General features: G+C 43.7%; 19 protein-coding genes, 4 tRNA genes, 1 rRNA gene and 1 other annotated feature (1 of these 25 only partly in view). Of the genes, 21 read left to right on the forward strand and 3 right to left on the reverse strand.

The window, feature by feature from the left end:
* From ACDD58_RS10395 to ACDD58_RS10435, 9 genes are all read left to right on the forward strand, one after another.
* Positions 1 to 2,169 (forward strand): 23S ribosomal RNA (locus ACDD58_RS10395); it begins 724 nt to the left of the window's first position.
* Positions 2,170 to 2,269: 100 nt separating this feature from the next.
* Positions 2,270 to 2,342, forward strand: a tRNA-Asn gene (locus ACDD58_RS10400).
* 48 nt (positions 2,343 to 2,390) lie between these two features.
* Positions 2,391 to 2,462, forward strand: a tRNA-Glu gene (locus ACDD58_RS10405).
* A gap of 15 nt (positions 2,463 to 2,477) precedes the next feature.
* A tRNA-Cys gene (locus ACDD58_RS10410) sits at positions 2,478 to 2,548 on the forward strand.
* A gap of 199 nt (positions 2,549 to 2,747) precedes the next feature.
* Positions 2,748 to 4,895, forward strand: coding sequence for a methyl-accepting chemotaxis protein (locus tag ACDD58_RS10415; protein ID WP_118209299.1), 2,148 nt, complete (start codon positions 2,748 to 2,750; stop codon positions 4,893 to 4,895).
* Positions 4,896 to 5,071: 176 nt separating this feature from the next.
* On the forward strand, positions 5,072 to 5,584 hold the full coding sequence (locus ACDD58_RS10420) for an RNA polymerase sigma factor (protein ID WP_370777319.1): 513 nt from the start codon (positions 5,072 to 5,074) through the stop codon (positions 5,582 to 5,584).
* Between the two features lie 58 nt (positions 5,585 to 5,642).
* On the forward strand, positions 5,643 to 7,838 hold the full coding sequence (locus ACDD58_RS10425; protein WP_370777321.1) for a beta-propeller domain-containing protein: 2,196 nt from the start codon (positions 5,643 to 5,645) through the stop codon (positions 7,836 to 7,838).
* A gap of 129 nt (positions 7,839 to 7,967) precedes the next feature.
* Positions 7,968 to 8,038, forward strand: a tRNA-Cys gene (locus ACDD58_RS10430).
* A gap of 129 nt (positions 8,039 to 8,167) precedes the next feature.
* Positions 8,168 to 8,989 carry an alpha/beta hydrolase gene (locus ACDD58_RS10435; RefSeq protein WP_370777323.1) on the forward strand — a complete coding sequence of 274 codons (822 nt, stop codon included), beginning with the start codon at positions 8,168 to 8,170 and terminating at the stop codon, positions 8,987 to 8,989.
* Positions 8,990 to 8,993: 4 nt separating this feature from the next.
* On the opposite strand, the gene tyrS is transcribed toward ACDD58_RS10435, so the two are convergent.
* The gene (gene tyrS, locus ACDD58_RS10440; RefSeq protein ID WP_117920871.1) at positions 8,994 to 10,220 is read right to left on the reverse strand and encodes a tyrosine--tRNA ligase; all 1,227 of its coding nucleotides are present in this window, start codon (positions 10,218 to 10,220) and stop codon (positions 8,994 to 8,996) included.
* A 98-nt stretch (positions 10,221 to 10,318) separates the two neighbouring features.
* Positions 10,319 to 10,579, reverse strand: a binding site (T-box leader).
* 420 nt (positions 10,580 to 10,999) lie between these two features.
* Here tyrS and ACDD58_RS10445 point away from each other — a divergent pair.
* The 11 genes from ACDD58_RS10445 to ACDD58_RS10495 all read left to right on the forward strand — a co-directional run bounded on the left by ACDD58_RS10445 (position 11,000) and on the right by ACDD58_RS10495 (position 21,034).
* Positions 11,000 to 11,488: an RNA polymerase sigma factor gene (locus ACDD58_RS10445; protein ID WP_015561507.1), complete on the forward strand. Its 489-nt coding sequence runs from the start codon at positions 11,000 to 11,002 to the stop codon at positions 11,486 to 11,488.
* Positions 11,489 to 11,490: 2 nt separating this feature from the next.
* Positions 11,491 to 12,969, forward strand: coding sequence for a DUF4367 domain-containing protein (locus tag ACDD58_RS10450; RefSeq protein ID WP_370777326.1), 1,479 nt, complete (start codon positions 11,491 to 11,493; stop codon positions 12,967 to 12,969).
* 226 nt (positions 12,970 to 13,195) lie between these two features.
* Entirely contained in the window at positions 13,196 to 13,645 is a 450-nt protein-coding gene (locus ACDD58_RS10455) for a MarR family winged helix-turn-helix transcriptional regulator (protein ID WP_117920868.1), read from the forward strand.
* Positions 13,638 to 14,972: an MATE family efflux transporter gene (locus tag ACDD58_RS10460; protein ID WP_118209295.1), complete on the forward strand. Its 1,335-nt coding sequence runs from the start codon at positions 13,638 to 13,640 to the stop codon at positions 14,970 to 14,972. The genes ACDD58_RS10455 and ACDD58_RS10460 overlap by 8 nt, the downstream gene beginning before the upstream one ends.
* 169 nt (positions 14,973 to 15,141) lie before the next feature.
* Positions 15,142 to 15,972, forward strand: a complete 831-nt coding sequence (locus ACDD58_RS10465) for an HAD family hydrolase (RefSeq protein WP_370777329.1) — start codon at positions 15,142 to 15,144, stop codon at positions 15,970 to 15,972.
* Positions 15,973 to 16,045: 73 nt separating this feature from the next.
* Entirely contained in the window at positions 16,046 to 16,885 is an 840-nt protein-coding gene (locus ACDD58_RS10470) for a hypothetical protein (RefSeq protein WP_117920865.1), read from the forward strand.
* Between the two features lie 187 nt (positions 16,886 to 17,072).
* Positions 17,073 to 17,630 carry a biotin transporter BioY gene (locus ACDD58_RS10475; protein ID WP_117920864.1) on the forward strand — a complete coding sequence of 186 codons (558 nt, stop codon included), beginning with the start codon at positions 17,073 to 17,075 and terminating at the stop codon, positions 17,628 to 17,630.
* A gap of 41 nt (positions 17,631 to 17,671) precedes the next feature.
* A complete protein-coding gene (gene bioB / locus ACDD58_RS10480) occupies positions 17,672 to 18,667 on the forward strand; it encodes a biotin synthase BioB (RefSeq protein ID WP_370777331.1) in 996 nt (331 codons plus the stop codon).
* Between the two features lie 82 nt (positions 18,668 to 18,749).
* Entirely contained in the window at positions 18,750 to 19,433 is a 684-nt protein-coding gene (gene bioD / locus ACDD58_RS10485; RefSeq protein WP_370777333.1) for a dethiobiotin synthase, read from the forward strand.
* Between the two features lie 73 nt (positions 19,434 to 19,506).
* The gene (gene bioA / locus ACDD58_RS10490; protein ID WP_117920862.1) at positions 19,507 to 20,697 is read left to right on the forward strand and encodes an adenosylmethionine--8-amino-7-oxononanoate transaminase; all 1,191 of its coding nucleotides are present in this window, start codon (positions 19,507 to 19,509) and stop codon (positions 20,695 to 20,697) included.
* A 121-nt stretch (positions 20,698 to 20,818) separates the two neighbouring features.
* The gene (locus ACDD58_RS10495; protein ID WP_117920861.1) at positions 20,819 to 21,034 is read left to right on the forward strand and encodes a hypothetical protein; all 216 of its coding nucleotides are present in this window, start codon (positions 20,819 to 20,821) and stop codon (positions 21,032 to 21,034) included.
* Positions 21,035 to 21,037: 3 nt separating this feature from the next.
* On the opposite strand, the gene ACDD58_RS10500 is transcribed toward ACDD58_RS10495, so the two are convergent.
* Both ACDD58_RS10500 and ACDD58_RS10505 read right to left on the reverse strand, forming a co-directional pair.
* A complete protein-coding gene (locus ACDD58_RS10500; protein ID WP_370777336.1) occupies positions 21,038 to 23,419 on the reverse strand; it encodes a transketolase C-terminal domain-containing protein in 2,382 nt (793 codons plus the stop codon).
* On the reverse strand, positions 23,419 to 24,540 hold the full coding sequence (locus tag ACDD58_RS10505; protein ID WP_370777338.1) for a 2-oxoacid:acceptor oxidoreductase family protein: 1,122 nt from the start codon (positions 24,538 to 24,540) through the stop codon (positions 23,419 to 23,421). Before ACDD58_RS10505 ends, ACDD58_RS10500 begins: the two co-directional genes overlap by 1 nt.
* A 217-nt stretch (positions 24,541 to 24,757) precedes the next feature.
* Here ACDD58_RS10505 and ACDD58_RS10510 point away from each other — a divergent pair, with 217 nt between their 5' ends.
* Positions 24,758 to 25,885 (forward strand): SLC13 family permease, encoded by a 1,128-nt coding sequence (locus ACDD58_RS10510; protein WP_370777340.1) that lies wholly within the window; start codon positions 24,758 to 24,760, stop codon positions 25,883 to 25,885.
* The last annotated feature ends 1 nt before the right edge of the window (position 25,886 follow it).

Below are 25,886 nucleotides of genomic sequence, written 5' to 3' on the forward strand. Positions count from 1 at the left end.
CCCATGTCCAGGTTGAAGTTGCCGTAAAAGGCAATGGAGGACCGAACGCACATCCGTTGAAAAGGGTGGCGATGAGGTGTGGGTAGGGGAGAAATTCCAATCGAACCCGGAGATAGCTGGTTCTCCTCGAAATAGCTTTAGGGCTAGCCTCATTTTAGTCTTATGGAGGTAGAGCACTGAATTTCCGCGGGGGCGTCAAAGCTTACCAAAGAATATCAAACTCCGAATGCCATGTAGATGATGAATGGGAGTCAGACTGCACGAGATAAGTTGGGTGGTCAAAAGGGAAAGAGCCCAGACCTACAGCTAAGGTCCCAAAGTGCGTGTTAAGTGGAAAAGGATGTGGGATTTCAAAGACAACCAGGATGTTGGCTCAGAAGCAGCCATACATTCAAAGAGTGCGTAACAGCTCACTGGTCGAGAGGTCCTGCGCCGAAAATGTCCGGGGCTGAAACACGACACCGAAGCTTAGGAATCACATAGTGATTGGTAGAGGAGCATTCTTAAGACCGACGAAGCTGTACCGGAAGGAGCAGTGGAGGGATAAGAAGAGAGAATGCCGGAATGAGTAGCGAGAGGAAGGTGGGAATCCTTCCGGCCGAATATCTAAGGTTTCCAGAGTAAAGCTGATCTGCTCTGGGTAAGTCGGGGCCTAAGGAGAGGTCGAAAGACGTATCCGATGGACAACAGGTTTAGATTCCTGTACCACATATAAACAGAACTGTGGGGACGCATGTGGAAAGCATAAGCCGGGAATGGAAATACCGGTACAAGCGGAAGAGGTGTCAGGCTGGCAAATCCGCCTGATAAGCCAAAGACGTGATGTGTAGCGAAATAAAAGTAGCGAAGTGTGTGAGCCATGTGCCGAGAAAAGCCGCTATTGTTTTATATGTGCCCGTACCGTAAACCGACACAGGTGGATGAGGAGAGAATCCTAAGGCCGACGGAAGAAGCATTGTTAAGGAACTCGGCAAAATGACCCCGTAACTTCGGGAGAAGGGGTGCCCACTTCAGGGTGGGCCGCAGAGAATAGGCTCAAGCAACTGTTTAGCAAAAACACAGGTCTATGCGAAACCGTAAGGTGAAGTATATGGGCTGACGCCTGCCCGGTGCTGGAAGGTTAAGAGGAGAGGTTAGTCGCAAGATGAAGCTTTGAATTTAAGCCCCAGTAAACGGCGGCCGTAACTATAACGGTCCTAAGGTAGCGAAATTCCTTGTCGGGTAAGTTCCGACCCGCACGAAAGGCGTAATGATTTGAGCACTGTCTCGACAATGCATCCGGTGAAATTGAAGTACCAGTGAAGATGCTGGTTACCCGCGCCAGGACGGAAAGACCCCATGGAGCTTTACTCCAGTTTGGTACTGGGATTCGGTACTGCACGTACAGGATAGGTGGGAGACTGAGAACTTGGGACGCCAGTTTCAAGGGAGTCGCTGTTGGGATACCACCCCTGCAGTATTGGGTTTCTAACCAGCCGCTGTGATCCAGCGGTGGGACAATGCCAGGCGGGGAGTTTGACTGGGGCGGTCGCCTCCGAAAGGGTATCGGAGGCGCTCAAAGGTTCCCTCAGAATGGTCGGAAACCATTTGAAGAGTGCAAAGGCAGAAGGGAGCTTGACTGCGACACCGACGGGTGGAGCAGGTACGAAAGTAGGACTTAGTGATCCGGTGGCATAAAGTGGGATTGCCATCGCTCAACGGATAAAAGCTACCCTGGGGATAACAGGCTTATCACTCCCAAGAGTTCACATCGACGGAGTGGTTTGGCACCTCGATGTCGGCTCATCGCATCCTGGGGCTGTAGCAGGTCCCAAGGGTTGGGCTGTTCGCCCATTAAAGCGGTACGCGAGCTGGGTTCAGAACGTCGTGAGACAGTTCGGTCCCTATCCGGCGCGGGCGGAGGATATTTGAGAGGAGCTGTCCTTAGTACGAGAGGACCGGGATGGACGGACCACTGGTGTATCTGCTGTCGACCAACGGCATGGCAGAGTAGCCAAGTCCGGAAGGGATAAACGCTGAAGGCATCTAAGCGTGAAGCCCCCCTCAAGATGAGATATCCCTCACAAAAGTGAGTAAGATCCCTTGAAGAGTACAAGGTAGATAGGGCAGAGGTGGAAGCACGGTAACGTGTGGAGCTGACTGTTACTAATCGATCGAGGGCTTGACCAAATAGAATCGGAGTTCTGTATGAAGTTTTGAAGGTACTAACTTTTAATACATATGATAAAAATGACGTATCAAATACGTCGTTTTGTTATATATTTAATATTCCTCGATAGCTCAGTTGGTAGAGCACGCGGCTGTTAACCGCGCTGTCGTAGGTTCGAGTCCTACTCGGGGAGTTTTTTTATCCGGTAAATCATAGTTTGTGTTTATCTGGATCATACTCCGGCTCCGTGGTCAAGCGGTTAAGACATCGCCCTTTCACGGCGGTAACACGGGTTCGATTCCCGTCGGAGTCACTTACAATATTATATGGCGACATAGCCAAGCGGTAAGGCACGGGTCTGCAACACCCTTATCATCGGTTCGATTCCGATTGTCGCCTCTGAAAAGTAGAGAGCTTTAGGATTTTCTAGAGCTCTTTGTTGTATTTATAAATATAAACAGAACAAAAAGCGCAATAAAAAGTAAAAATTTACAAAAATTGACTTTTTAAAACTCATTTTTTGTGATATTCTAGTATATATTCTAAATATTATTATGTTGGAGAGGCAGCAGAAGATTCTGCTCAAGAGGGTAGTGTTATGGCCAATAAGAACAAAAAATCACCTGTAAAAGGTGTAAGATCACAAAGGTCAAAAAAAGTTCCGAAACAGACAATGGTTCAAAAAAAGGAACAGAAGAAAGGCGTACTGTTTAGTATACGTGCGAAGATTTTTTTATGTTTTCTGGTTCCGATCCTATTTTTGATTTTGGTTGGGGTATTTTCTTATAAAAAAGCAGCTGCTGGTATGTATGATACATTCCGGGATTCAAATGAACAGACAATCAATATGGCAAACCAGTATATTGATGTAAGTAACTCTTTTATTGAGGCAGAGGCATTAAAGTATGCATTTCAGTCAGATCTTGGAAAATATATGATAGGTCTGTATGAGACTGATTCCACGCAGAAAAAATCTGTTATTAACAGTGTGGGATCAAGTATCCGTGCATCTCAGGCAGGAAATGAGTTTATCAGCAATATACATATTGTGACAATTGAAGATATCCAGATGTTATCCACAAGGGCAGGCGGAACTGCAATGGGTATCTACAAAGAGTATAAGGATGAAATGCTTGGATATTCTGATAATGAAAAAAAATTACCAGAATGGGTTGATTATCATAAGACTTTAGACGAAACCCTTGGTTTAAAACAGTCAGATTATATTATGGCATATCAAACAACGCCACAGTCTGGTAAAGGATTTATTGTAATTGATATCAAAGCATCTGCTATTCAGGAATTTTTAGATAGCCTTGATATGGGAGAAGGTAGTATCATTGGTTTTGTTACTAAGTCAGGAAGGGAAATTATTTCCGAAAAACTTCCGGAAGGTCAGGAGAGTACCAGAGCGGATGGTGAGACAGTATTCTATGGACAGGATTTCTTTAATAATATTGAAGACCAGCAGACTACCAAAGAGGTCAGCATAAATGGAAAGAGCTACCTGTTCTTTTACAGCCGGATGGAGCGTACAAATGCTGCGGTATGTGCACTTGTACCAATGGAGATTGTCAATGGACAGGCAGATGAGATCCGCAATGTGACGATCGCAGTAGTAGTAATTGCATGTATTGTTGCAGTAATGATCGGTATTATCATCAGTACCGGAATACAGAAGAATATGATACGTATTTCCGGAAGACTTGAAGAGGTTGCAGAGGGAAATCTTACAACTAAGGTCAGCGTTAAAGGTCATGATGAATTTAACAATCTTGCAGTTGTTGCAAATAATATGATCAATAATAATAAAAAGCTGGTTCAGAAAGTAAGTGGAGCAACTGACACATTAGAGTCATCTGCGCAGGAAGTAAGACAGGCATCAGATGTTATGAAAGATTATTCTGCGAACATTATCCAGGCGATAGATGAGATTAATGATGGTATAACAAAGCAGTCTGAACATGCAGAAGAGTGTGTAAGAAAGACAGATACGCTTTCAGAGGAAATTCAAAATGTCAGCAGCATTGTAGGCCAGGTCGAGAAACTTGTCTCTGAGGCAGAAAGTATGATTAGTCATGGTATGGAGATGGTTCAGACGTTGGGTGAACGTGCAACAAAAACAACAGATGTAACCATAAAGGTAGAGACCAGTATTGAGGAGCTCAAAAAGGAATCTGAGATTATCAATGAGTTTGTGGAAACAATCACAGATATTTCTGAACAGACGAATCTGCTTTCTTTAAATGCTTCTATTGAAGCGGCGAGAGCAGGAGAGGCAGGAAGAGGATTTGCAGTGGTTGCTGAGGAGATCAGAAAGCTTGCAGATCATTCTGCAGAGGCAGCCGGAGAAATTCAGAACAATGTAACTCATATCAGTGACCAGACGGTAAACAGTGTAGAAAATGCAAAACAGGCACGAGACATGGTTGCACTTCAGACAGAAGCTGTACAGGAAGTTGTTGGAGTTTTTGATGACATGAATCAGTGTATGCAGAAGCTGTTTGATGGATTGAAAGAAATCGTATCCAGTACAGAGCAGGCGGATAAAGAGCGTGAAGATACTTTGGCTGCAGTAAAGAATATTTCGGATATTATTGCAGAAACAGCAGAGGGAACAAAACTGGTTCAGAGTGTTGCTGCAAAACTTCAGGAGAATGTAGATACCATGAATCAGACGGCTCAGTCACTGGGTGATAATATGAATGATCTGAAATCGGAGATTTCAGTATTTAAAACAGAATAAAAAAATTATGTTAAATGGGGAAAGTATAGAGTGCTTTCCCCATTTTTATGTCGTAAGCGGCGTACTAATCAGCAGCCGGCTTTTTTTATTTTCTTGCAACAAAACCTGCCTTTATTTAGACTATATATATGACAGAAAAATAAGTATCTAATGAAAATCCCATGGAGAAAATATTTATGGAAAATTATCTGAAGCTTGTGTGGCGGGCAAAACGCGGAGACGTGGATGCATTTGCCCAACTGTATGCCGGAATATACGAGGATATGTACCGCTTTGCATTGTATACGTTGCGAAATGCAAGTGATGCGGAGGATGCGGTAAGTGATGCCGTTACTGACGCGTTTGCATCAGTTAAAAAGCTGCGCAGTGAAGAAGCATTTAAGAGCTGGATATTTCGGATTTTATCCAATAAATGCAAGGATAAACTGCGTGAGTATGCGGGCAAAAATGAGACAGGGATTGAGGATACAGAGGAGATTGCGTGTGATTCCGGACCAGAGATGACAGAATGTATACAGATCAGGAAGCTATTTTTTGAACTTGCGGATGAAGAGCGCCTGATCATCAGCTTGCATCAGTTTGCAGGTTATACGAGCCGTGAGATTGCTGAAATATTACATATGAATGAAAATACCGTGCGTTCCAAAGAAAGCCGCGCTTTAAAAAAAATGGAACAGCAGTTGCAATGAATGGTTATCAGAGGTAAATGCAGTAGTGAAAATTTTTCATTACAGAATGGAGGTGCCTATGTCAGAAAAAGAAATCTTAGACAAAATAAAGAAATCTGCCGAACAGGAAGAAATTCCAGAGAGTATTGAACCGGAGCAGATCAAAAGAAAATTAAAGGAGAACCAGAAAAATAAGGTAAAACGAAGAAGCGGGATCACTTATTACGGGGCTGTCGCAGCGGCGGCACTTGTGCTAGTCGTAGGTGTGGCAGGAGGAATCCATGCAGTTACCGGGGGAGAAACAGGGTTTATGACGGCGCCGGTGGGTATAGAAAAAGCGGCATCCGGGCAAAAGTCAGATGAAGGATCAGAAGGCAGCAGCGAATTAAAAGATGGAGCGACTGCAGGCGTAGAGAAAAATGCACAAAAAAAAGATGCAGGATCTTTGTATACAGTCGCAAAAAATTATGGAGAGGTCTATGATGCAATTTGCTCTGGCAGTGGTCAAGAAAAGGAAGCAGACGGAATAGCGGTTGCGGAGGGAGAAAATTCAAGTTCCGGTGATGTTACAACATATATTATGGGCGACACGGCAGATACAGCAGGTGCAGTAGTAGATGGTGTGGAAGATATAGGCAGTACACAAATGATAAAAGGTGCCGGAGCACAGTCAGGGAAGGAAACCGCAGATGTGTCATCTGATACGGCAGAACAGCGGTATTCCGGGACAAATCTGCAGACGCAAGGCGTGGATGAGAGCGATTTTGTCAAAACAGATGGTTCTTATATTTACACGGTAAGCCACAATGAAATATTGATTACGGATATCCGGAAAAAAGCATTAAAACAGACCGGAAAAATACAGATTTCTGAAACTTCATCCGACCGTGTGCTTGAGATGTATGTGGATGGTGATATTTTAAGCGTGATTGTGGAAAGTGAAGATTCCGGACTGGAAATGCAGGCAGATGATACAGAAAATTATACGGAAGACTGTATTTATTATTTCAGGGATGGAACAAAAACGAGGGTGATCACTTATGATATCAGTAATCCCAAAAAGCCTGTAAAGACCGGGTGTGTGACGCAGGATGGAAGGTATCAGACATCAAGAAAGATCGGAAATATCATTTATCTTTTTACCAATAAAAGAATCAGTATGCCACAACAGACAAAAGAAGAAGCCGTTACGGAAGAAAATGTAAGTGGATGGATTCCGTTAGTCAATGATAAGGCGGTAGATGCAGAAGATATTTACGTGGACAATGGCGTTGGAGGAAGCAACAGTCTGCTGATATCCTCAGTAAATGTGAAAAATCCGGATCAGGTTGTGGATAATACCATGATTTTAAGTCAGTATGTGGATATCTATGTGAGTGAAAGTGCGCTTTATGTGTATCAGATAAAAGGTTCCTGGAATGATGCGGTAACACAGATTGCAAAATTTGGGCTTGCTGATGGGAAGATGGATGCTGATGGAGCAGTTTCAGTGAACGGGAGAGTTACAGATACATTTGCGATAAATGAACAGAGCGGAAAACTACGGGTTTTAACGACCAGCCAGGATTCAGTAAATGGAGAGGACACGAATAATCTTTATTTGTTTGATAAAAATCTGAGTCTTACAGGCAAGATAGAAGGCCTTGCACAGGGAGAGGAAATCTATGCTGCGCGTTATCTGGGGAATATGGCATATTTTGTTACCTATCGCAATACAGATCCGCTTTTTGCTGTAGATTTATCGGATGATAGAAATCCAAAGGTACTTGGAGAATTAAAGATCAGTGGATTTTCAGAGTATCTGCATTTCTGGGGCGATGATAAACTGATCGGGATTGGATATGAGACGGATGAAAAGACAGGAGAACATACAGGTATTAAGATCACAATGTTTGATATTTCAGATCCTGCAGATTTAAAAGAGGTGGAGAGCCTTGTTTTAAAGGATTATAATTACAGTGAGGCGCTCTACAATTATAAATGTGTACTTGCAGATGCGGACGAAAATCTGCTTGGATTTGCACTGCAGTCTTATGGTGATGGGGAGAGTGTTACGTATCTTTTACTTACATGGAATGGAGAAAAATTTGAAACTCTGCTGTCACAAAGTCTGACTGATAAGGCGGGAAATCCGGATCAGTCCAAAGCGGCAGATACATCAGCATATAGGGGAATTTATGCGGGAGATATGTTTTATATTGTAAGTACTGAAAAAATCATCTCTTACGACAGAACACAGGAATATTGTATGAAAAAAAGCATAGATTTTAAGTAGAATTTTAAGTAGAAAATTAAAATCGGTCTTGACGCAGAAGTTTTGTTCTGATAAAATCTTAACAGAACTTCTGCGAGAGATTGGAAGTTAAAAATAACAGAAGAGACAGCATCTGTTATAACATCATATGGCGCGGTAGCCAAGCGGTAAGGCTCCGGTCTGCAACACCGTCATCACCGGTTCGAATCCGGTCCGTGCCTCTTAAAACCTCGAAAATATCTATTTTCGAGGTTTTGTTTTTTTATTCTTGATAATAGAACGTTTATGGAGCATGCATTTTGTTATAGTAAAAGTAATTTATAGCAGAAAATATAAATGGAGAAGAAATTATGTTAACGGAAGTTTTTCATTTACACGAAAAAGGTTCACTTGCGGATGCAAGACTTTGTACTTATATACTGGACGATTCGGATTCCATTGCGATTGATAAGCGTCCTATGATGCTGATCTGTCCGGGTGGCGGTTATGAACACACGTCTGACAGGGAATCAGAGCCGCTTGCCATGCATTTTTTGAGTATAGGATATCATGTGGCGGTGCTGCGTTATTCGGTGGCACCGGCAGTTTATCCGACGGCACTTTTAGAGGCGGCCGCATCCATGAAGCTGATTCATGAGCATGCAAAAGAGTGGCATGTGGATACGGATAAGATCGTTGTCCAAGGGTCTTCCGCGGGCGGACACCTTGCAGCATGCCTTTCTATGTTCTGGCATACGAAGTGGCTGGCTGAGGCTGCCGGTGTGACGAATGAGATATTAAAACCTGCGGCAATGCTTTTAAATTATCCGGTTATCACATCCGGGGAATATGCACACCGTGGATCTTTTAAGCAGCTTCTCGGTGGCAATGAGACAGAAGAAATGTTAGAATTGCTTTCTCTTGAAAAACAGGTGACAGAGTATACACCGCCGGCATTTATCTGGCATACTTACACAGATCAGTCAGTCCCGGTGCAAAATTCTCTGCTTTTGATCGAGGCAATGAAAAAATATGAGATACCGGTGGAATTTCATATGTATCCGGTCGGGAAACATGGTCTCAGTACCTGCAGCAGGCTCACAGCAATGCGGGATGGTACAGGAATCCAGCAGGAGTGCGAGAGCTGGCTGCCGTTGGCAAAGAGGTGGCTGATCGCACTCCGGGATAAGTAAAAAATTATTTTACAATAATTTTTACAAATTTCTTTTTACCACGTTTTACCACGAGTCCGTCAGCACCGAAGGAATCTGCATTGTAAGTGGTCTGGATGTCTGTTATTTTTTCATCGGCAACTGAGACACCACCCTGCTGTACGGCACGTCTTGCGTCGGAGCGGGATGGAGCAAGTTCTGCTTTTACTAAAAGTGCAAGGATATCTAAGTCTCCATCTGCAAAGTCAGCAGCAGTCAGTTCTAAGGTTGGCATGTGGGCAGAATCGCCACCACCTGCGAATAAAGCGTGGGAAGCTTCTTTTGCCTTGTTTGCTTCCTCTTCACCGTGTACCAGTTTCGTCAGCTCAAATGCAAGAATTTCTTTTGCCTGGTTAAGCTGTGCGCCTTCCCAGCTTTCCATTGCATCGATTTCTTCTAATGGAAGGAATGTCAGCATACGGATGCATTTTAATACGTCTGCATCAGAAACGTTTCTCCAGTACTGGAAGAAGTCAAACGGAGAAGTCTTGTTCGGATCAAGCCATACAGCACCGGACTGTGTTTTTCCCATTTTTTTGCCTTCCGAATTAAGAAGGAGGTTGATGGTCATTGCGTAAGCGTCTTTTCCAAGTTTTCTGCGGATCAGTTCAGTACCGCCTAACATGTTGCTCCACTGGTCGTCACCGCCGAACTCCATGTTGCAGCCGTATTTCTGGTATAAGGTGTAGAAGTCGTAGCTCTGCATGATCATGTAGTTGAACTCTAAGAAACTTAAACCTTTTTCCATACGCTGTTTGTAGCACTCTGCGGTTAACATACGGTTAACGGAGAAATGAGCACCAACTTCACGCAGTACATCGATATAATTTAAGTCCATCAGCCAGTCTGCGTTGTTTACCATAAGTGCTTTTCCATCGGAAAAATCGATGAAACGGCTCATCTGTTTCTTGAAGCAGTCACAGTTGTGCTGGATTGTTTCCGGTGTCATCATCTGGCGCATGTCGGTACGGCCGGATGGATCTCCGATCATGGCGGTTCCGCCGCCGATTAAAGCGATCGGTTTGTTGCCTGCCATCTGGAGACGTTTCATTAAGCATAATGCCATAAAATGTCCTACATGAAGACTGTCTGCGGTTGGATCAAAGCCAATGTAAAAAGTAGCTTTTCCGTTGTTGATCAGATCTTTGATTTCTGCTTCGTCAGTTACCTGGGCGATCAGACCTCTGGCAACTAATTCATCGTACAATGTCATAATTGTAAATCCTCCTAAAATTAAATTGAATCGTTTATAACAATAGATCAGCTCTTTTAGAGCAATATTTCCTGTTACATAAAAAAATCCCCGTCCTAAAAAAGGACGAGGATAAAAACCCGTGTTACCACCTTTGTTCGCAGGCAATTCACATTGTCTGCCTTATCGAGTGTCCGACAACACTCAGGCGCTTGTAACGTGCGCCGCTACGTCACAGCCTACTATCGCATCTTTCAAAAATACGAATTTGGTGTGAAGCTCGGGGATGTATTCGAAATAAGTTTTCCGTGCACCTCTCATCAGCCGGTTGCTTTCTGTTCGTTCCGCTTATTTTTACTTCTTCCCGTCAACGCTGTTGTTCTGCTTCAATTAACGCCATTATACGCATGATAGATAAAATTTGTCAAGAAAATAATTTTTTAAAAGCTGCGACCTTTTTTATTTTCCATGCGTCTAATCTATGTAAAGGTTCAGTGGTCAGAATGTTTCCACTGGATGATACAAATAGCATGAAAAATTGTATACTCAGAGGTAAAGGCAGCATGGGATATGCAATGACATGCCATTCTATGAGCTCATAAGAAACGCTATTGTTCACACACTGTGTGAGCAGTATCAATTACAGCCCATTTGAAATGCATCTTCGATGCATGGGGCTGTAATCTGGCAAAATATAGTCTTTGGCGCACAGTTTGACAGCAAGTGTCAAACTTGCGAGTGAACAGTAACGAAGAAACAACAGAATATACAGAATATGTAAGCCGGCGGAAAGGAAAGTTATGAAAAAAGAAGAATTGGGAGAGCTGATCATCGCATCGGAAGATATGATGTATCATGTGGCGAAAACGCTGCTGTATCGGGATGCGGACTGTGCAGATGCAATCCAGGAAACGATCGTGAAAGCATTTTCCAAATTACACACGTTAAAATCAGATGCCTATGCGAAAACGTGGCTGACCAGGATACTGATCAATGAATGTTATACCGTGATAAGAAAGGAAAAGAAAGTGGTATCGTTAGAAGATTATCAGATGGAGGAACAGGCTGCGGAGACAAAGGATTACTCCGAATTATATGAAGCGATCAGCCATCTGTCAGAGGATGCGAGGCTTTCTGTCACACTGTATTATATGGAAGGGTACAGTGTGCGGGAAATAGCAGGAATTTTAGGCGTGACGGAAAGCACCATAAAAAACCGCCTGTCACGTGCAAGGGCGAGATTGAAAAACGAATTGGAACAGGAAAACAGTTACGGAATGGAGAGTTGAGTATGAATATTGAAAATATGGAGCAGGAATTTCCGAAAATGCCGCAGAGTATGCGGGATATGATAGAAAAAGAAGTAGAAAAACAGGTAAAAATAACACCTCAGAAAGGCTATTTTTCATTGAAAAAAGCGGTGGTGGCGTCACTGGCGGCGACATTTATTCTTGGAACAACGATTTTTGCAGGAACAAAATTATACCGTATGAGCAGCAGTCCTCAGGGAAATTACGGCAGGATGACAGCAATTGAAAAGACAGATGGGACAGAAAATACCGGAAAAACAGGTGCTCAGGCATCACAGCTTACTGCGCAGGATACGACACAAAATGTAGCACCGGTTGCAATGAAATTATCTTATCTGCCGGATGGAATGAAAGAGACAGAAGAAGGAAAATACAGCTATGAACAGACACCCGGACAGGGGGGAATCTCCATTGTATTTTATCAGATGGATACAGGGGATGAATCTTTTGGGATGCAGGATGATTATGTGACGGAAAGTGAAAATATCCAGGTTGGAAATCATGATGGTGTCTATATAAAAAAGCAAAATACATCTGATCAGGATAAAGCATTTGATCAGATGATCTATGTGGCTTATCCGGAGTATCATTATGTAATGCAGATGTATATCGGTCATGATGTGACAAAAGAGGAAGCCTGCAAGGTGGCAGAGGGGATTGTTTTAGCATCTGCAGAGGAACTTTCGGATGGCACGGTCATTCATCCATATAACTGGAGTGATTATAAGGCGACTGTGGCAGAGGATATGAAAGAGGATTCCGAAGATGGGGAGTTAAAAACAACTGCAACTGCAGATGAAATGAAAAATCTGCATAAGATTGGAGAAGAATTTGCAGTGCAGGGAGAAACTGGCAGAGAAGCTAAGAATCTGTGGATCAAAGTAACAGATGTGAAAGTAACGGATGATACCGGAATCCTTGATCCGGCTTTTGTGGACAGGGATATGATTGGCACAGATGAAAATGGAAAACTGATACCGGATACGGTTTCTTATATCAAATCCGGAGATGGAGTGAATACACTTGATGAGGTTATAAGCAGCAGGGAGGTACCGAAGAAATTAGTATATGTTACGTTAGAATACAGCAATACCGGGGATACAGAGATGAAAGACATTTTATTTTTTAATTCTGTCATGAAAATCAAAGAAGAGAACGGAATTTATGAAATCTGCGGTGCAGAGCAGCCGAAAGAGGGAGAAACATGGGATACGGTCAGCTCTGACAGCAGCAGTTTAGAATATGGTGAGGAGATGAGATATTTTGATGTGACCGGCGGAGAGCGGGGAAATAATTATTTTGACAGTATCAAAGCGGGGGAGACAAAAACGTTACATGTCGGATTTGTTGTGGATGAAGATGTGCTTCCGTATCTTTATTTAAATACCAGTACGTCAGGCTGTGGTTATGAATTTATGGAACAGGATTTAGAGCAGGGACTTGTGGATATCCGGCAGTAAAAAGAGAATATAAAGAAATGACCGAAATCGGACAGAATACCCCGAAAGCAGACAGATCCAATAACTGGAAGCTGCTTTCGGGGTATTTTTATTGGAAAATAAAGAGTTTATCTTGTGTATGAGGTATCAAAATCTTATTGACAATCTATATATACTGCCGTATAATTACCAATGGTAATTACCAAGAGTAATTATATAGAGCAGAACAGAAAAAGGAAGTGAAAGAATGACAGCAGAAAAGATAAAAAGAATGTTAGATGCCTGTTATCTTGCAAAAAGAATCCGGGAACTGCTCCCGGAACTGCCAGAAGGAGTAACACCGGCATATATTCAGTATATGGATGTGATCCACAGTCAGCAGGAGAGTAAGGAAAGAGTAAAAGTATCAGATATCAGTGATACCTTAAAGCTGCCAAGACCGGGGGTTACAAGAACGGTCAAGGAGATGGAAAAAAAGGGTTATCTCACCAAATATGCATCGGAGGAAGATGGGAGAATCACATATGTTGCGATTACAGAAAAAGGTGAAGAATTGTGGGATAAGTACGATAAAAATTATTACAGCCGGCTTTTAAAATATATGGATCATATTTCCGAAGAAGAAGCAGACTGTATGATTCAGACTATTGAAAAATTTTATGAAGTCATGAGTAAAAGGAGAGTTGACATTGAATAATTCAAAATCAGATTTTACACAGGGAAGTATTTTGGGAAAATTACTGCCATTTATGATGCCGATATTAGGTGCACTGGTGCTTCAGGCGGCTTATGGTGCAGTAGATCTTTTAGTCGTGGGAAGGTTTGGAACAACCTCCGGGCTTTCAGCTGTATCGACAGGAAGTCAGGTGCTTAACTTAGTTACGTTTGTGATCACGCAGTTTGCAATGGGTATCACAGTATTGATCGCACGGTATATCGGGGAGAAAAAACCGCAGTATATAGGGGCTTTGATCGGTGGCGCGACAATTATTTTTGCAATCGTTTCTGCGGTGCTTTTTGTAATCATGATTGGGTTTTCACAGCCGATTGCAGTATTGATGCAGGCACCGGAAGAAGCAGTGGAATTGACTTCCACTTATGTGCGCATCTGCGGCGGCGGAATCTTTTTCATTGTTGCGTATAATCTGCTCGCAGCTATTTTCAGAGGTCTTGGAGACAGCAAATCCCCATTATTATTTGTTGCGGTTGCCTGTGTGGTTAATATTGCAGGAGATCTGATTTTAGTTGCAGGACTGCATCTGGATGCAGCTGGAGCTGCGATCGCAACGGTAGCAGCACAGGCAGTCAGTGTTGTGTTTGCATTATTCCTGCTGGTAAAAAGAGAACTGCCATTTGAAATCAGTAAACACGATTTTAAAATCAATATGCACTGTGTGAGAGCCTTAAAGATCGGTCTGCCGCTTGCCTTGCAGGAATTTCTGACGCAGATATCTTTTCTTGCACTCTGCGCATTTGTCAACCGGCTCGGACTTGAAGCGTCTTCCGGATACGGAGTTGCCTGTAAGATTGTCAATTTTGCAATGCTCATCCCAAGTTCCCTCATGCAGTCCATGGCATCCTTTGTATCGCAGAATGTGGGTGCAGGCAACGAAAAGAGAGCAAAAAAGGCAATGTTTACAGGCATGGGTGTTGGACTTGTGATCGGATGTATCGTATTTACGCTTGTCTGGTTTAAAGGAAATCTTCTGACTGGAATTTTTACAACAGATGCAGCCGTTGTGCAGAATGGTTATGATTATCTAAAAGGTTTTGCGTTAGAAACGATCGTGACAGCTATTTTATTCAGCATAATCGGTTATTTTAATGGACACGATAAGACAGTCTGGGTTATGGTGCAGGGGCTTGTCCAGACACTGCTGGTGCGCTTGCCGTTAGCATATTATATGAGCATCCAGCCGGACGCAAGTCTTACAAAGATTGGTTTTGCGGCTCCGGCAGCAACGATATTTGGAATTGTTCTCAATGTGATCTATTATTTATATGCGAACAGAAAGCAGCAGTGATTACAATCCATTTTAAATACAGCTTTGATGTAAGGAGGAATGTATATTGAAAGCCTGTGAAATGCATGATAAGATAAAATAATAGTGTAAATGATCAGGTTAGGAAAGGGTCCGTCGGTAAAAAGGAACTTTAGAGTGTAGATGAATTTACGGGCTGGTGATGTGGAAAATGGATAAAAAAGTAGTATTTCTTGATGTAGATGGAACAATGGTCAATGAAAAGGGCGAGATCCCGGAGTCTGCACAGTACGCAGTCCGCACAGCGCAGGCAAACGGCCACCGGATGGTGGTATGCAGCGGACGGAGCCGTTTTCAGATTTATGACGGGCTGTTAGAACTTGGATTTTCCGGCATTGTCGGTGGAGCGGGTGCTTTTGTGGAAGACGAAGGAAAAGAGTTTTATCATGCCTATATTGATGAGGAGCACAGAAAAAGCAGTTTTGACTATCTGGAGAGTAATGGATTTTTATTCTGCTATCAGGCGGATGACGGCGTGGTGCTAAACCAGAGAAGCTGTGACGGCATGTTAAAGGTATACCGGGATGCCGGAATGAGTAAAGAGCGCTTAGACCGTCTGATCGGACGGATGCATCTGACCGAGAAGCCATGGGAAAATGAAAAAAATGAGAAGATCATTTATTATGGTGCACCGTTTCCGGTTGCTAAGGTACATGCGGATATGGAACCGTATTTTGATGCGGTGGCGATCAGCCTGGATGGAATGGGCGATTTTGCGGGCGAGATCGGAATTAATGGAATTAATAAGGCGACCGGTATGGAGCGTTATTTAAATCATGTCGGCATTTCACGGGAGAATTGCATTGCAGTTGGTGACGGACCGAATGATCTCCAGATGATGGAGTACGCCGGGATCAGTGTTGCAATGGGGAATGCCAGAGATGAGGTAAAAAGGTTAGCGGACATGGTAACAGACCATATTGATGAGGATGGAATTTTACATGCATTTGAGCGGCTTGGGCTGATAAACGATTGTATTTGATGGAAAATGATGATACCATGAAATGGTGCAAGTAAAATCACGAATGAAGTCGTGATGAGATCGGAGGAGCCCTATGGATAAAAAATCAGTTCAGGCAGTTTTAGTCACTATTTTTTCCGGGGTGTTATTTTTGGAAAGTATGTTTGCAGGCGGGGTCGCAAGTGAGGAGACTGGTAAAGTCTTAGATGCCATGCGGGGGCTGCGCAGAGTAAATAATGTGCATTATCTGGTGACGAACAGTTATTCAGGAAATCAGGATATTGTGCAGCAGACGCAGGAGGTCTGGGCTGATCTGTTAGATGAAACCTGGATGGTGGAATATAAGAATACAGATGCAGATGGAGCCATGACGTATGTGAAAGAATTTTGCGATGGTGTTACGGTAAATTCCTACCAGGCAGGAACCTGGAGTGAATGGAATGGTTACAGCACGACAACAGATATCCCCAATTATCAGGCACTTACCAATCCGGGTTATCGGGAGGAAGATATTGTTTCTGCAGAGACGGCAGATTTGGATGATGGAGCAAAGCAGATCATCTTTTCTTTGTCTGGGCAGCAGTTAAAAGAAAAAAGAGATCAGGCACTTGACTTAATAGAACCGGCGGGGTTTAAGGAACAGGACGATACAGAACAGATGGATAAGATGTCTGTTTATTATGAGCAGTATCAGAAGACCGGTTACCAGAATGAGCGTATTGTATATACCATTAATAAATCAGGTGTTCTGACTGGAATGGAATACAGTTTTGATGTAAAACGTCCGAAAGTAGTGATAAAAGGCGGTGTGCAGAAGCTCGAAGGGGAAGAGCAGTATGCAATGGGTGTAAAGATCGAAGTGCTTTCTTATAATCAGGCGAATATTCCCAAAGTGATAAGGAAATGTGCGGCGGATGCCGGGTATGACAGGTAAAGCATACATGTATGTCTTATGAATCCTGATATTGAAAATGTTTAAAAGTGTATATTGTATGTGATTATGATGATACAAATTGTTTTAATAAAATGGGATAATGTTAACTTATAAAATAAAAAGAGTTGACATTATCCCATTTTTTAACTAATATTGTTAACTATAAGAACATTGGAGGTTAACAAAGATGAAAACAAAAGGTGTGATTTACTGTGGACTATTCACGGCACTGATCGCAGTTGGAGCATTTATCAAGATCCCGATACCGGTCGTGCCGTTTACCCTGCAATATCTGTTTACAATGCTGGCGGGGCTGCTGCTTGGATCAAGGCTTGGAACGTTGTCTGTGCTCTCGTATATGCTGCTTGGACTTGCCGGACTTCCCATTTTTTCAGAGGGGGGCGGAATCTGGTATGTGTTTAAGCCGAGTTTTGGATATATCATCGGATTTGCCGTAGGAACATTTGTAACCGGGTGGATCGCAGAACACATGGAAAAAAAGACCATAACGCGGTATCTGATTGCAAACCTGGCGGGACTTTTCTGCGTGTATGCAATCGGCATGATTTATTACTATATCATCTGTAACTTTGTGATCGATACGCCGATCGCCGTAGGACCATTGTTTTTGTACTGCTTTGTTCTGGCTGTACCGGGGGATATTGCTTTAAGTATTCTTGGAGCAGTGGTGGCAAAGCGTGTCAGACCGGTGCTTGCATATGAGGTGGTGAGAATGAGATCGTGAAAAATTCACGGTATCCGACAAAATGAGAGGGAGAAAAGGAAATGAATGCACTTACATTAGCAGAAGAAATTATTAACGGAAGAAGAATCACAAGGGAAGATGATCTGTCATTTTTTCTGACCTGTGATTTAGAGGAGCTTTGTGAGGGAGCAGACAGGATCAGAGAAGTAAGGCTCGGGGATAAGGTAGACCTGTGCTCGATCATCAACGGGCGCAGCGGAAGATGCCCGGAGGACTGTAAATATTGTGCACAGTCGGCACACCATCATACAAACTGTGAAGAATATGATTTCCTTCCGGAGGAAGAGATTTTGGCGGCCTGTAAAATGAACGAGAGGGAAGGTGTTGACCGTTTTTCCATCGTTACGGCGGGAAGAGCACTGACGGGAGAGGAATTTGACAAGGCGATCCATGCATATGAGACGATGAAAAAAGAATGTAAGATCGATCTGTGTGCATCTATGGGGTTCCTTTCTGCAGAGCAGCTGCACAGACTGCATGAAGCGGGTGTCACCAGTTATCATCACAATATTGAGACGTCAAGACGTAATTTCCCGAATATCTGCACGACACATACTTACGATATGAAGATCGAAACTTTAAAAAAAGTAAAAGCAGAGGGCATGTGCGCCTGCTCCGGCGGAATCATCGGTATGGGAGAAACATGGGAGGACAGACTTGATATGGCGATAAGCCTTGCGGAACTGGGAATTGACTCCATCCCGATTAATGCGCTGATGCCGATACCGGGAACACCGTTAGAACACCTGTCAAGACTGTCGGAGGCTGATATTTTGCGCACAATCGCATTTTTCCGTTATATCAACCCGGATGCCAATATCCGTCTTGCAGCGGGAAGAGCACTTTTGACAAACGATGGGGAGATCGCATTCCAGTCAGGAGCATCCGCATCCATTACCGGAAACATGCTGACAACGGTGGCATGCGCAACGATCCGCAGCGACAGACAGCTGCTTGAGGATTTAGGCCGCGATGTCACACCGGAATACTGGAAAGAGGAAAAAAAGGAAGCATAGAAATACGCAGCATATATTGGGAAAGCGTTACAAAAAGTTGTGCAGGAATGAAGAAGTAAAATGCACAGAAAAGAGGATGGATATGAGCAAGGCTTTATTTATCACAGGAACAGGTACGGATATCGGAAAAACATATGTGACAGGACTGATCGTAAAAAAACTGGCAGAAGCCGGGAAATCTGCTGCCTACTATAAAGCGGCAATGAGTGGAAATGACCGTCGGGAGGATGGCTCTCTGATACCGGGGGATGCTCTTTTTGTGCAGAAAATGTCGGGGATTGCGCAGCCGCTTGAGGAAATGTGCCCTTATGTATATGAACATGCATATTCACCGCATCTTGCTTCAAGGATCGAGGGGCATCCGGTGCAGATGGATGTGGTGAAAAATGGATATAAAGCTGTATGTGATACGTATGATTATGTGACGGTGGAGGGAAGCGGCGGTATTTTATGCCCGATCTGCTTCGATGAAGCGAAGATCCAGCTGGAAGATGTGGTGTCAGAGCTTGGACTTAACAGTATTCTGATCGCAGATGCAGGACTTGGTACGATCAACAGTGTGGTTCTGACGGCAGAATATATGAAGGCGCATCATTTGCCGTTAAAAGGAATCATATTTAACCATTATCATCCGGGTGATGTGATGGAGGACGACAATATTTATATGTGCGAATACATGACAGGACTATCTGTGCTTGCGAAGGTGCAGGACGGTGACACGGAGCTTAAGATGGATGTGGAAACACTTGCGGCATTATATGAATAAGATATCTGGTCTGGTTATTTACGGAATATGTATCTGAAAACAGTAGGAAATGATAGAAAAGAGGAGTAAAAATATGATCTGGTATCCTTATGAACAGATGAAAACAATGCGGGAACCGTATAAAATTTTAGATGCAAAAGGTGTTTATCTTTACACAAAAGATCAGAAACTGATCGATTCAGTATCGTCCTGGTGGTGCATGATCCATGGATATAAGCATCCAGAACTGACCGCTGCCATCAAGGAGCAGGCAGATCATTTCTGCCATGTGATGCTTGGCGGACTGACACATGAACCGGTGCAGAAGCTTTCGGATAAATTGCAGGAATATTTACCGGGAGATTTAGACTATTGTTTTTTCTCGGATTCCGGAAGTGTTGCAGTGGAAGTTTCCTTAAAAATGGCATTGCAGTACAACACAAATCAGGGCAGAAAACGTCCGCTTGTACTGGCATTAGAGCATGCGTACCATGGGGATACATTTAAGGCAATGGAAGTAGGGGATGATGAGGATTATCATTTTGCGTTTGAGGAAAAAACAGGAGTGGTTCACATTCCGACAGAAATACCGGCATTAGAGGAGGCATTTGAAAAATATCATGACAGGTTAAACTGCTTTATCGTAGAACCGCTGCTGCAGGGAGCAGGCGGGATGCGTATGTATGATATTTCTTTTCTGAAACGCGCACGGGAATTGTGTGATCAGTATGACGTGCTTTTGATCTTTGACGAAGTTGCAACGGGATTTGGAAGAACCGGCAACCGTTTTGTTGCAGATCTGGTGCTGCCGGATATTTTAGTGCTTGGAAAAGCATTGACCGGAGGTTATATCGGACATGCGGTAACAGTGGCAAACCATAAGGTATTTGATGCATTTTACAGTGATAATGACCGCCATGCGCTGATGCATGGACCGACTTTTATGGGAAATGCGCTTGCCTGTGCCGTAGCTCTGAAAGGAATTGAGATCTTTGAGCGGGAAAATTATATGGGAAAAATCAAACGCATTGAAGAAATCTCACATCGTGAGATGGACGGATTTACCGATCAAAGAATCAAAGAAGTGCGTGTGATGGGTGGCTGTACCTGTGTGGAAGTATATGATGGTGCGACACTGGAAGGATTCCAGCAGTTTGCATACGAGAGAGGCGTTTTTTGCCGTCCGTTCTTAAAATATATGTATTCCATGGTTCCTTATATTATAGAGGAAGACGAACTTGTGCAGATTTTTGATGTAATGAAAGAATGGTTTCGCAGAGGTTAAAGCAGGGACTTGACATTAGACAGACAACTGTTAACATAGGATTAACAAAACTGTTATTGCAGACATATCACAATTACAGTGATTTAAGGCAAAAATTCTGTATGAAAAAGGAGAGAGGACTATGTTAACAGCGCTGTTTATTATTTTGATGTTTGCTGTATTTGGTAAAATGATCATATTTGCATTTAAAGCATCCTGGGGGATTTTAAAAGTTTTACTTACGATCATTATCTTCCCATTGTTTCTGATCGGGTTATTTTTCTCAGGACTGGTTTATATTGCACTGATACTGCTTTTGATCGCAGGAATCGTGTCGGTGGTTAAATCTTTGACATAAAAGCTACAGCAGTGGATGTCCGGCACGAGCCAATAGACGTTCATAGCGCCTGTCGACTTCTGCCTGGATCTGGTCTGCAACTGGTTTATATTCTTCGGTGGCGAGATGTTTTGTACGCCCCATCATGGAAAACCATTCTGTGATGGGGATTTTTTTATGCGCTTTCTGTGGGTCATAGCTAAGTGATGTGATGCCGCGTTCAATTTCATAGAGCGGAAAATAACAGCAGTCTACGGCGGCAGCAATAACTTTTCGTTCTGTGTCGGGGCGGTCATTCCAGTTTAGTGGGCAGGCGGAAAGCGCTTTTACATAGGCAGTGCCAGATTCCCTTGCGTAGGCAGCGGCTTTTGCAGCTTTTTTGATAAAATCATTCGGGTTCGACTCTGCAACGGTTGCCACATAGGGCAGGTGGGTTGCAGCCATGATCTCCGGCATGTCTTTGTGAAAAAAAGTTTTTCCAAATTGTGTTTTCCCGAGATGGGAGGTGGAACTTTTTGCACCCATCGGGGTAGAGTAGGAGAGCTGGTAGCCGGTATTCATATATCCGCCGTTGTCATATTCAAACATGAGCAGATGATGACCGCGCAGCGCAGTCCCAAGCGCGGAACCCATGCCGATATCCATGCCGCCGTCACCGCTTGCCATGATAAAGGTGATTTCACCTTTAGGATATTCGCCGCGCTTTTGCCGTTCTTCAAACACTTCCACCAGTCCGCTTAGAGTTGCAGCTCCATTTTGAAACAGGTTGTGGATATACGGGATGCGGAAAGCTGTTTTAGGATATGCAGTGGTTGTCACCATGCCGCATCCGGTCTGGAAGAGAAAGACCACATTTCCCTCGATGCCTTTTAACAGAAGGTTTAAGTTTACCGGGATGCCGCATCCGGGGCAGGTTCCGATTCCGGGGGCGATACGTTTTGGCATGGCGGTGGCATCTTTGACGAGCCCGCCTTTTACGATCATTTTTCCGGTTTCGGGATCAAAAGTGCAGGCTGTGACACCCGGAGACTGGCGTTCTTTTGTGAGCGGCGCAAAATATTGTGGCTGTGGATTTCCTGTCTTGCCCGGTGTAATACCGTAATAATCAAAAGATTTGGCGTCAGAAGAAAGTCCTTCACGAAACAGTGAAACCGCATCTTCTACAAAAAAGTCCTTACCGCCAAGACCGTAAATACGTGTCAGTACGCGGATCGGATGCGCAGAGTCCGTGGTATCCTGCAGTGCGGCGCGCAGCTCTAAGGACATATTTCCGCCGCCGGCTCCGTAGCTGTCCTGGCGGTCTGCGGCAACGATCGTCTGCGCATGCATACAGAGTTTACGCAGTTCATCCGCTGGAAATGGGCGGAGTACATTTAAGGTAATAACGCCGGCGCGGATGCCTTCTTTACGCAGTGTATCGGCGGCAACGGTTGCAGTGTGAAAAGAAGAGCCAAGCAGAAAAAGGATAATATCTGCATCTTCATACCTGTATCCGCGGCAAAAAGTATACATTCTGCCGGAGAGGGAGGCAAACTCATCAAACAGTACCGGGAGTTTTTTTCTTGTTTCTTCCATGGCAAGGGAAAGCTGGTATTTATTATTGATGATATCCGGTTCATTCATATAAGAGCCGACAGAGATCGGATGATTCAGGTCAAGTACACTGAAAAAATGATTTTCACCGGTTGAGTCATTTCCTGCAAAAGAAGAAATATCCGGATTGTCGCAGGAAAGTTTTTTACCGATAAAATTCTGTACGGTCTCATCCTCGGAAAAAACCATACATTTCTGTTTCTGATGGCTGGTAAAGAAACCGTCAAAGGCAACGACAACCGGCAAATTTACTTTTTCGGCAAGTTTTAAGGCAATGAGGTTGAAGTCATAGACCATCTGCGGGTCATCTGCAAATAAAATGATCCATCCGGTATTGAGCAGATACATGATGTCACTGTGGTCACCTTTGATGCATAGAGGACCGGAGACAGTACGGCAGGCTACATTCATGACCATTGGCATGCGTGTCCCGGACTGTACCGGAAACTGTTCTAAGGCATAGAGCAGGCCGTTGGCGCTTGTGGCATTAAATACACGCCCACCGCCGGCAGAGGCACCATAACAGATACCTGCGGCACTGTGTTCTCCCTCAGCGGCGATCAGGCGGATGTTGTGCTCGCCTCTTGCCCCCGAGAGATCGAGATTTTCCGCAATCTGTGTGGAGGGCGTGATCGGATAATAACCCATAATATGATAATTGATCTGCTTTGCAGCGTAGGCGGCAAGTTCATTTCCACTTTCATAGAGTTCTCGCTGCGCAGCAGTTTTCTTTACGAAAGTCTGCGATTTTTGTTGTGGCTGTTGATCTGAAATTAGAAAAGCCTGTGTTGTTGATTGCTGCTGATCCGACATTATACGATACCTCCGTCAATACGTTTTTCATCAAGATAAGAATCACTGGTGATCCAGGAGTTTGCACCTGTCTTCTGATACTGGATGCCTGCAGGCAGCAGATCCTGATCCGGCATAGAATATGGTTTTTCCGGGTAATCTTTTTCAAGCGCCTTTACGAGGGCATGTGTCGGACAGACATCGACACAGCGCAGACATCCTTTGCAGTGCCGGTAATCAAGTCCCTGGTTGACCATTGTTTCTTTTCCCTTATAAATTCCAGGAGCAAACTGAAATACCATATCCGGGCAGGTGGAGTCACACAGTCCGCAGTTGATACAACGTTCCTGCAGAAAGAGAGGAATATAACCTTCACGGGACGGGGAGAGATCGTTTGATACGGTGCTTCCGGGACGCGTATTGATCCCGCCGATCGGAGCATTTTTATATCCCCAGACATAGGTCTCATTTGCGAGAGCAGAGGAGGCGGGGGAGTCTAAGGCCATGTCAGAGGCGTGTTTGGATCTATGGGAAAGTTTTTGTTCGGAAGTTTTTTCATACCCCATTTTTAAACCAAGCAGGTTTGCTTCGATCAGAGCCGGATATTTTTTCCCAACCGTATTTTTGCAGAGTGATTCGACAGATTCCATCGGGATAAAGGGACAGGCTCTGGCGATTGCCCCGAGCATGACCATGTTGATGCGGGATCTGGATTTCATGGCGATAGAGAGTGCGTCCAGACAATATAGTGTTCCAATGGAAATATTGTATTTTTCTGCCGCTTCATCGCATGACAAAGGTGTATTTAGAACAATTTTTGTGTCGGCGGAAATTCCGTCTAATACCGGATAAGTACCGATCAGTCCTTCGTGGAAAATGCCAAGTACATGCGGTCTTAAGACAGGACTGTTGATGCGAAGCGGGGTGGAAGCAGGACTCCAGCGGATATAGGATTTTACCGGCGAACCGCGTTTTTCGGAACCGTAGCTGGAAAAACTCAAGGAGTTTAAGGAAAGATACAGGGCACCGAGCTCACCGAGCATTTTTCCACAGAGATTTGCGCCGAGACCGCCGATACTCTCTAACCGTATTTCAAAATAACCATATTCATTTGTGACAGGGAGTGTTACAGCTGGGTACATAAGATCCTCCATTTTTGTCCGGTTTTGTGACATGTAAATTTGCATGCACAGCAGTCATTAGGTAAAATATCAATGATGCTTATAGTGTGCACGGAATGCAGGAAATTATGTACGGCTTTTTTTGAAAATGTGTACACATGTTAGTTGACCTGGTATCTTTACATTCGGGGGGAAAGTGATTAGAATAGACAGGTAAGTTTTATGGGTGGTGTTATATATGAAAGAAAAAATCATAGCATTTGTAAAAAAAGAAACAGTGCTGGCCGCTGCAGCAATTTTAGCGGTAATATCCGCTTTTTTTGTGCATCCGGATCAGCAGTATGTGAATTATATTGATTTTCGTGTACTGGGAATATTGCTTTCACTGATGATCATTATGGCGGGGGTACAGAATAACGGGATTTTTGATGAAATCGGGCGGAGGCTTTTAGCGCATACGAAAAATACAGCCCAACTGGCATTTGTGCTTGTTTTTTTGTGTTTTTTTTCCAGTATGGTCATTACAAATGATGTTGCGCTTCTGACGTTTGTTCCGTTTGCACTTCTGACTTTGCAAAAATGCGGTCAGGAGCGTCTTATGGTTCCGGTCATCGTACTTCAGACGATAGCAGCAAATCTTGGCAGTATGCTGACGCCGATCGGAAATCCACAGAATCTGTATCTTTATAATCTCTCCGAAATGAATGTCGGGGAATTTATCGTATTTATGCTTCCATATACCGTTATTTCCGGTGTACTGCTTGCACTGACTATTTTTGTTTTAAGTGCGAGAAAAAGGAAAATCAGACTGACCGACTGCCATTTTTCGGAAGAGAAAAAGGAAATGAACAAAAAGCTGACGGTCATGTATGTGGTTTTATTTGTGATGGCACTTCTTGTTGTGGCAAGAATCCTGCCATATTATATTTTGCTTGCGGCAGTGGTTTTAGCGGTATTTCTGGCAGATAGAAAGGTGCTTGCACAGGTGGACTATTGTCTGATCTTTACCTTTATCGCTTTCTTTATTTTTACCGGAAATATCGGACGGCTGCCGGTGTTTCAGAAAACATTGCAGACATTGGTAAATGGAAGGGAGCTTTTCGTTGGACTTGTGGCAAGCCAGGTGATCAGTAATGTCCCGGCGGCATTGTTGTTATCTGGATTTTCAAGTGATTTAAAGCAGCTTTTACTGGGCGTGAATTTAGGAGGGCTTGGTACACTGATCGCTTCCATGGCGAGTCTGATCTCCTATAAGATCTATGCACATAATTATAACCGAACAAAGGGGTATTATCTGTTGTGGTTTCATCTGGCAAATATCATATTCCTTGCTGTGCTTGTGCTGCCCGCACTGGTAATGAGGTGAA

The organism is Roseburia sp. (assembly GCF_041325975.1).
GTDB classification, from domain to species: domain Bacteria; phylum Bacillota; class Clostridia; order Lachnospirales; family Lachnospiraceae; genus Roseburia; species Roseburia rectibacter.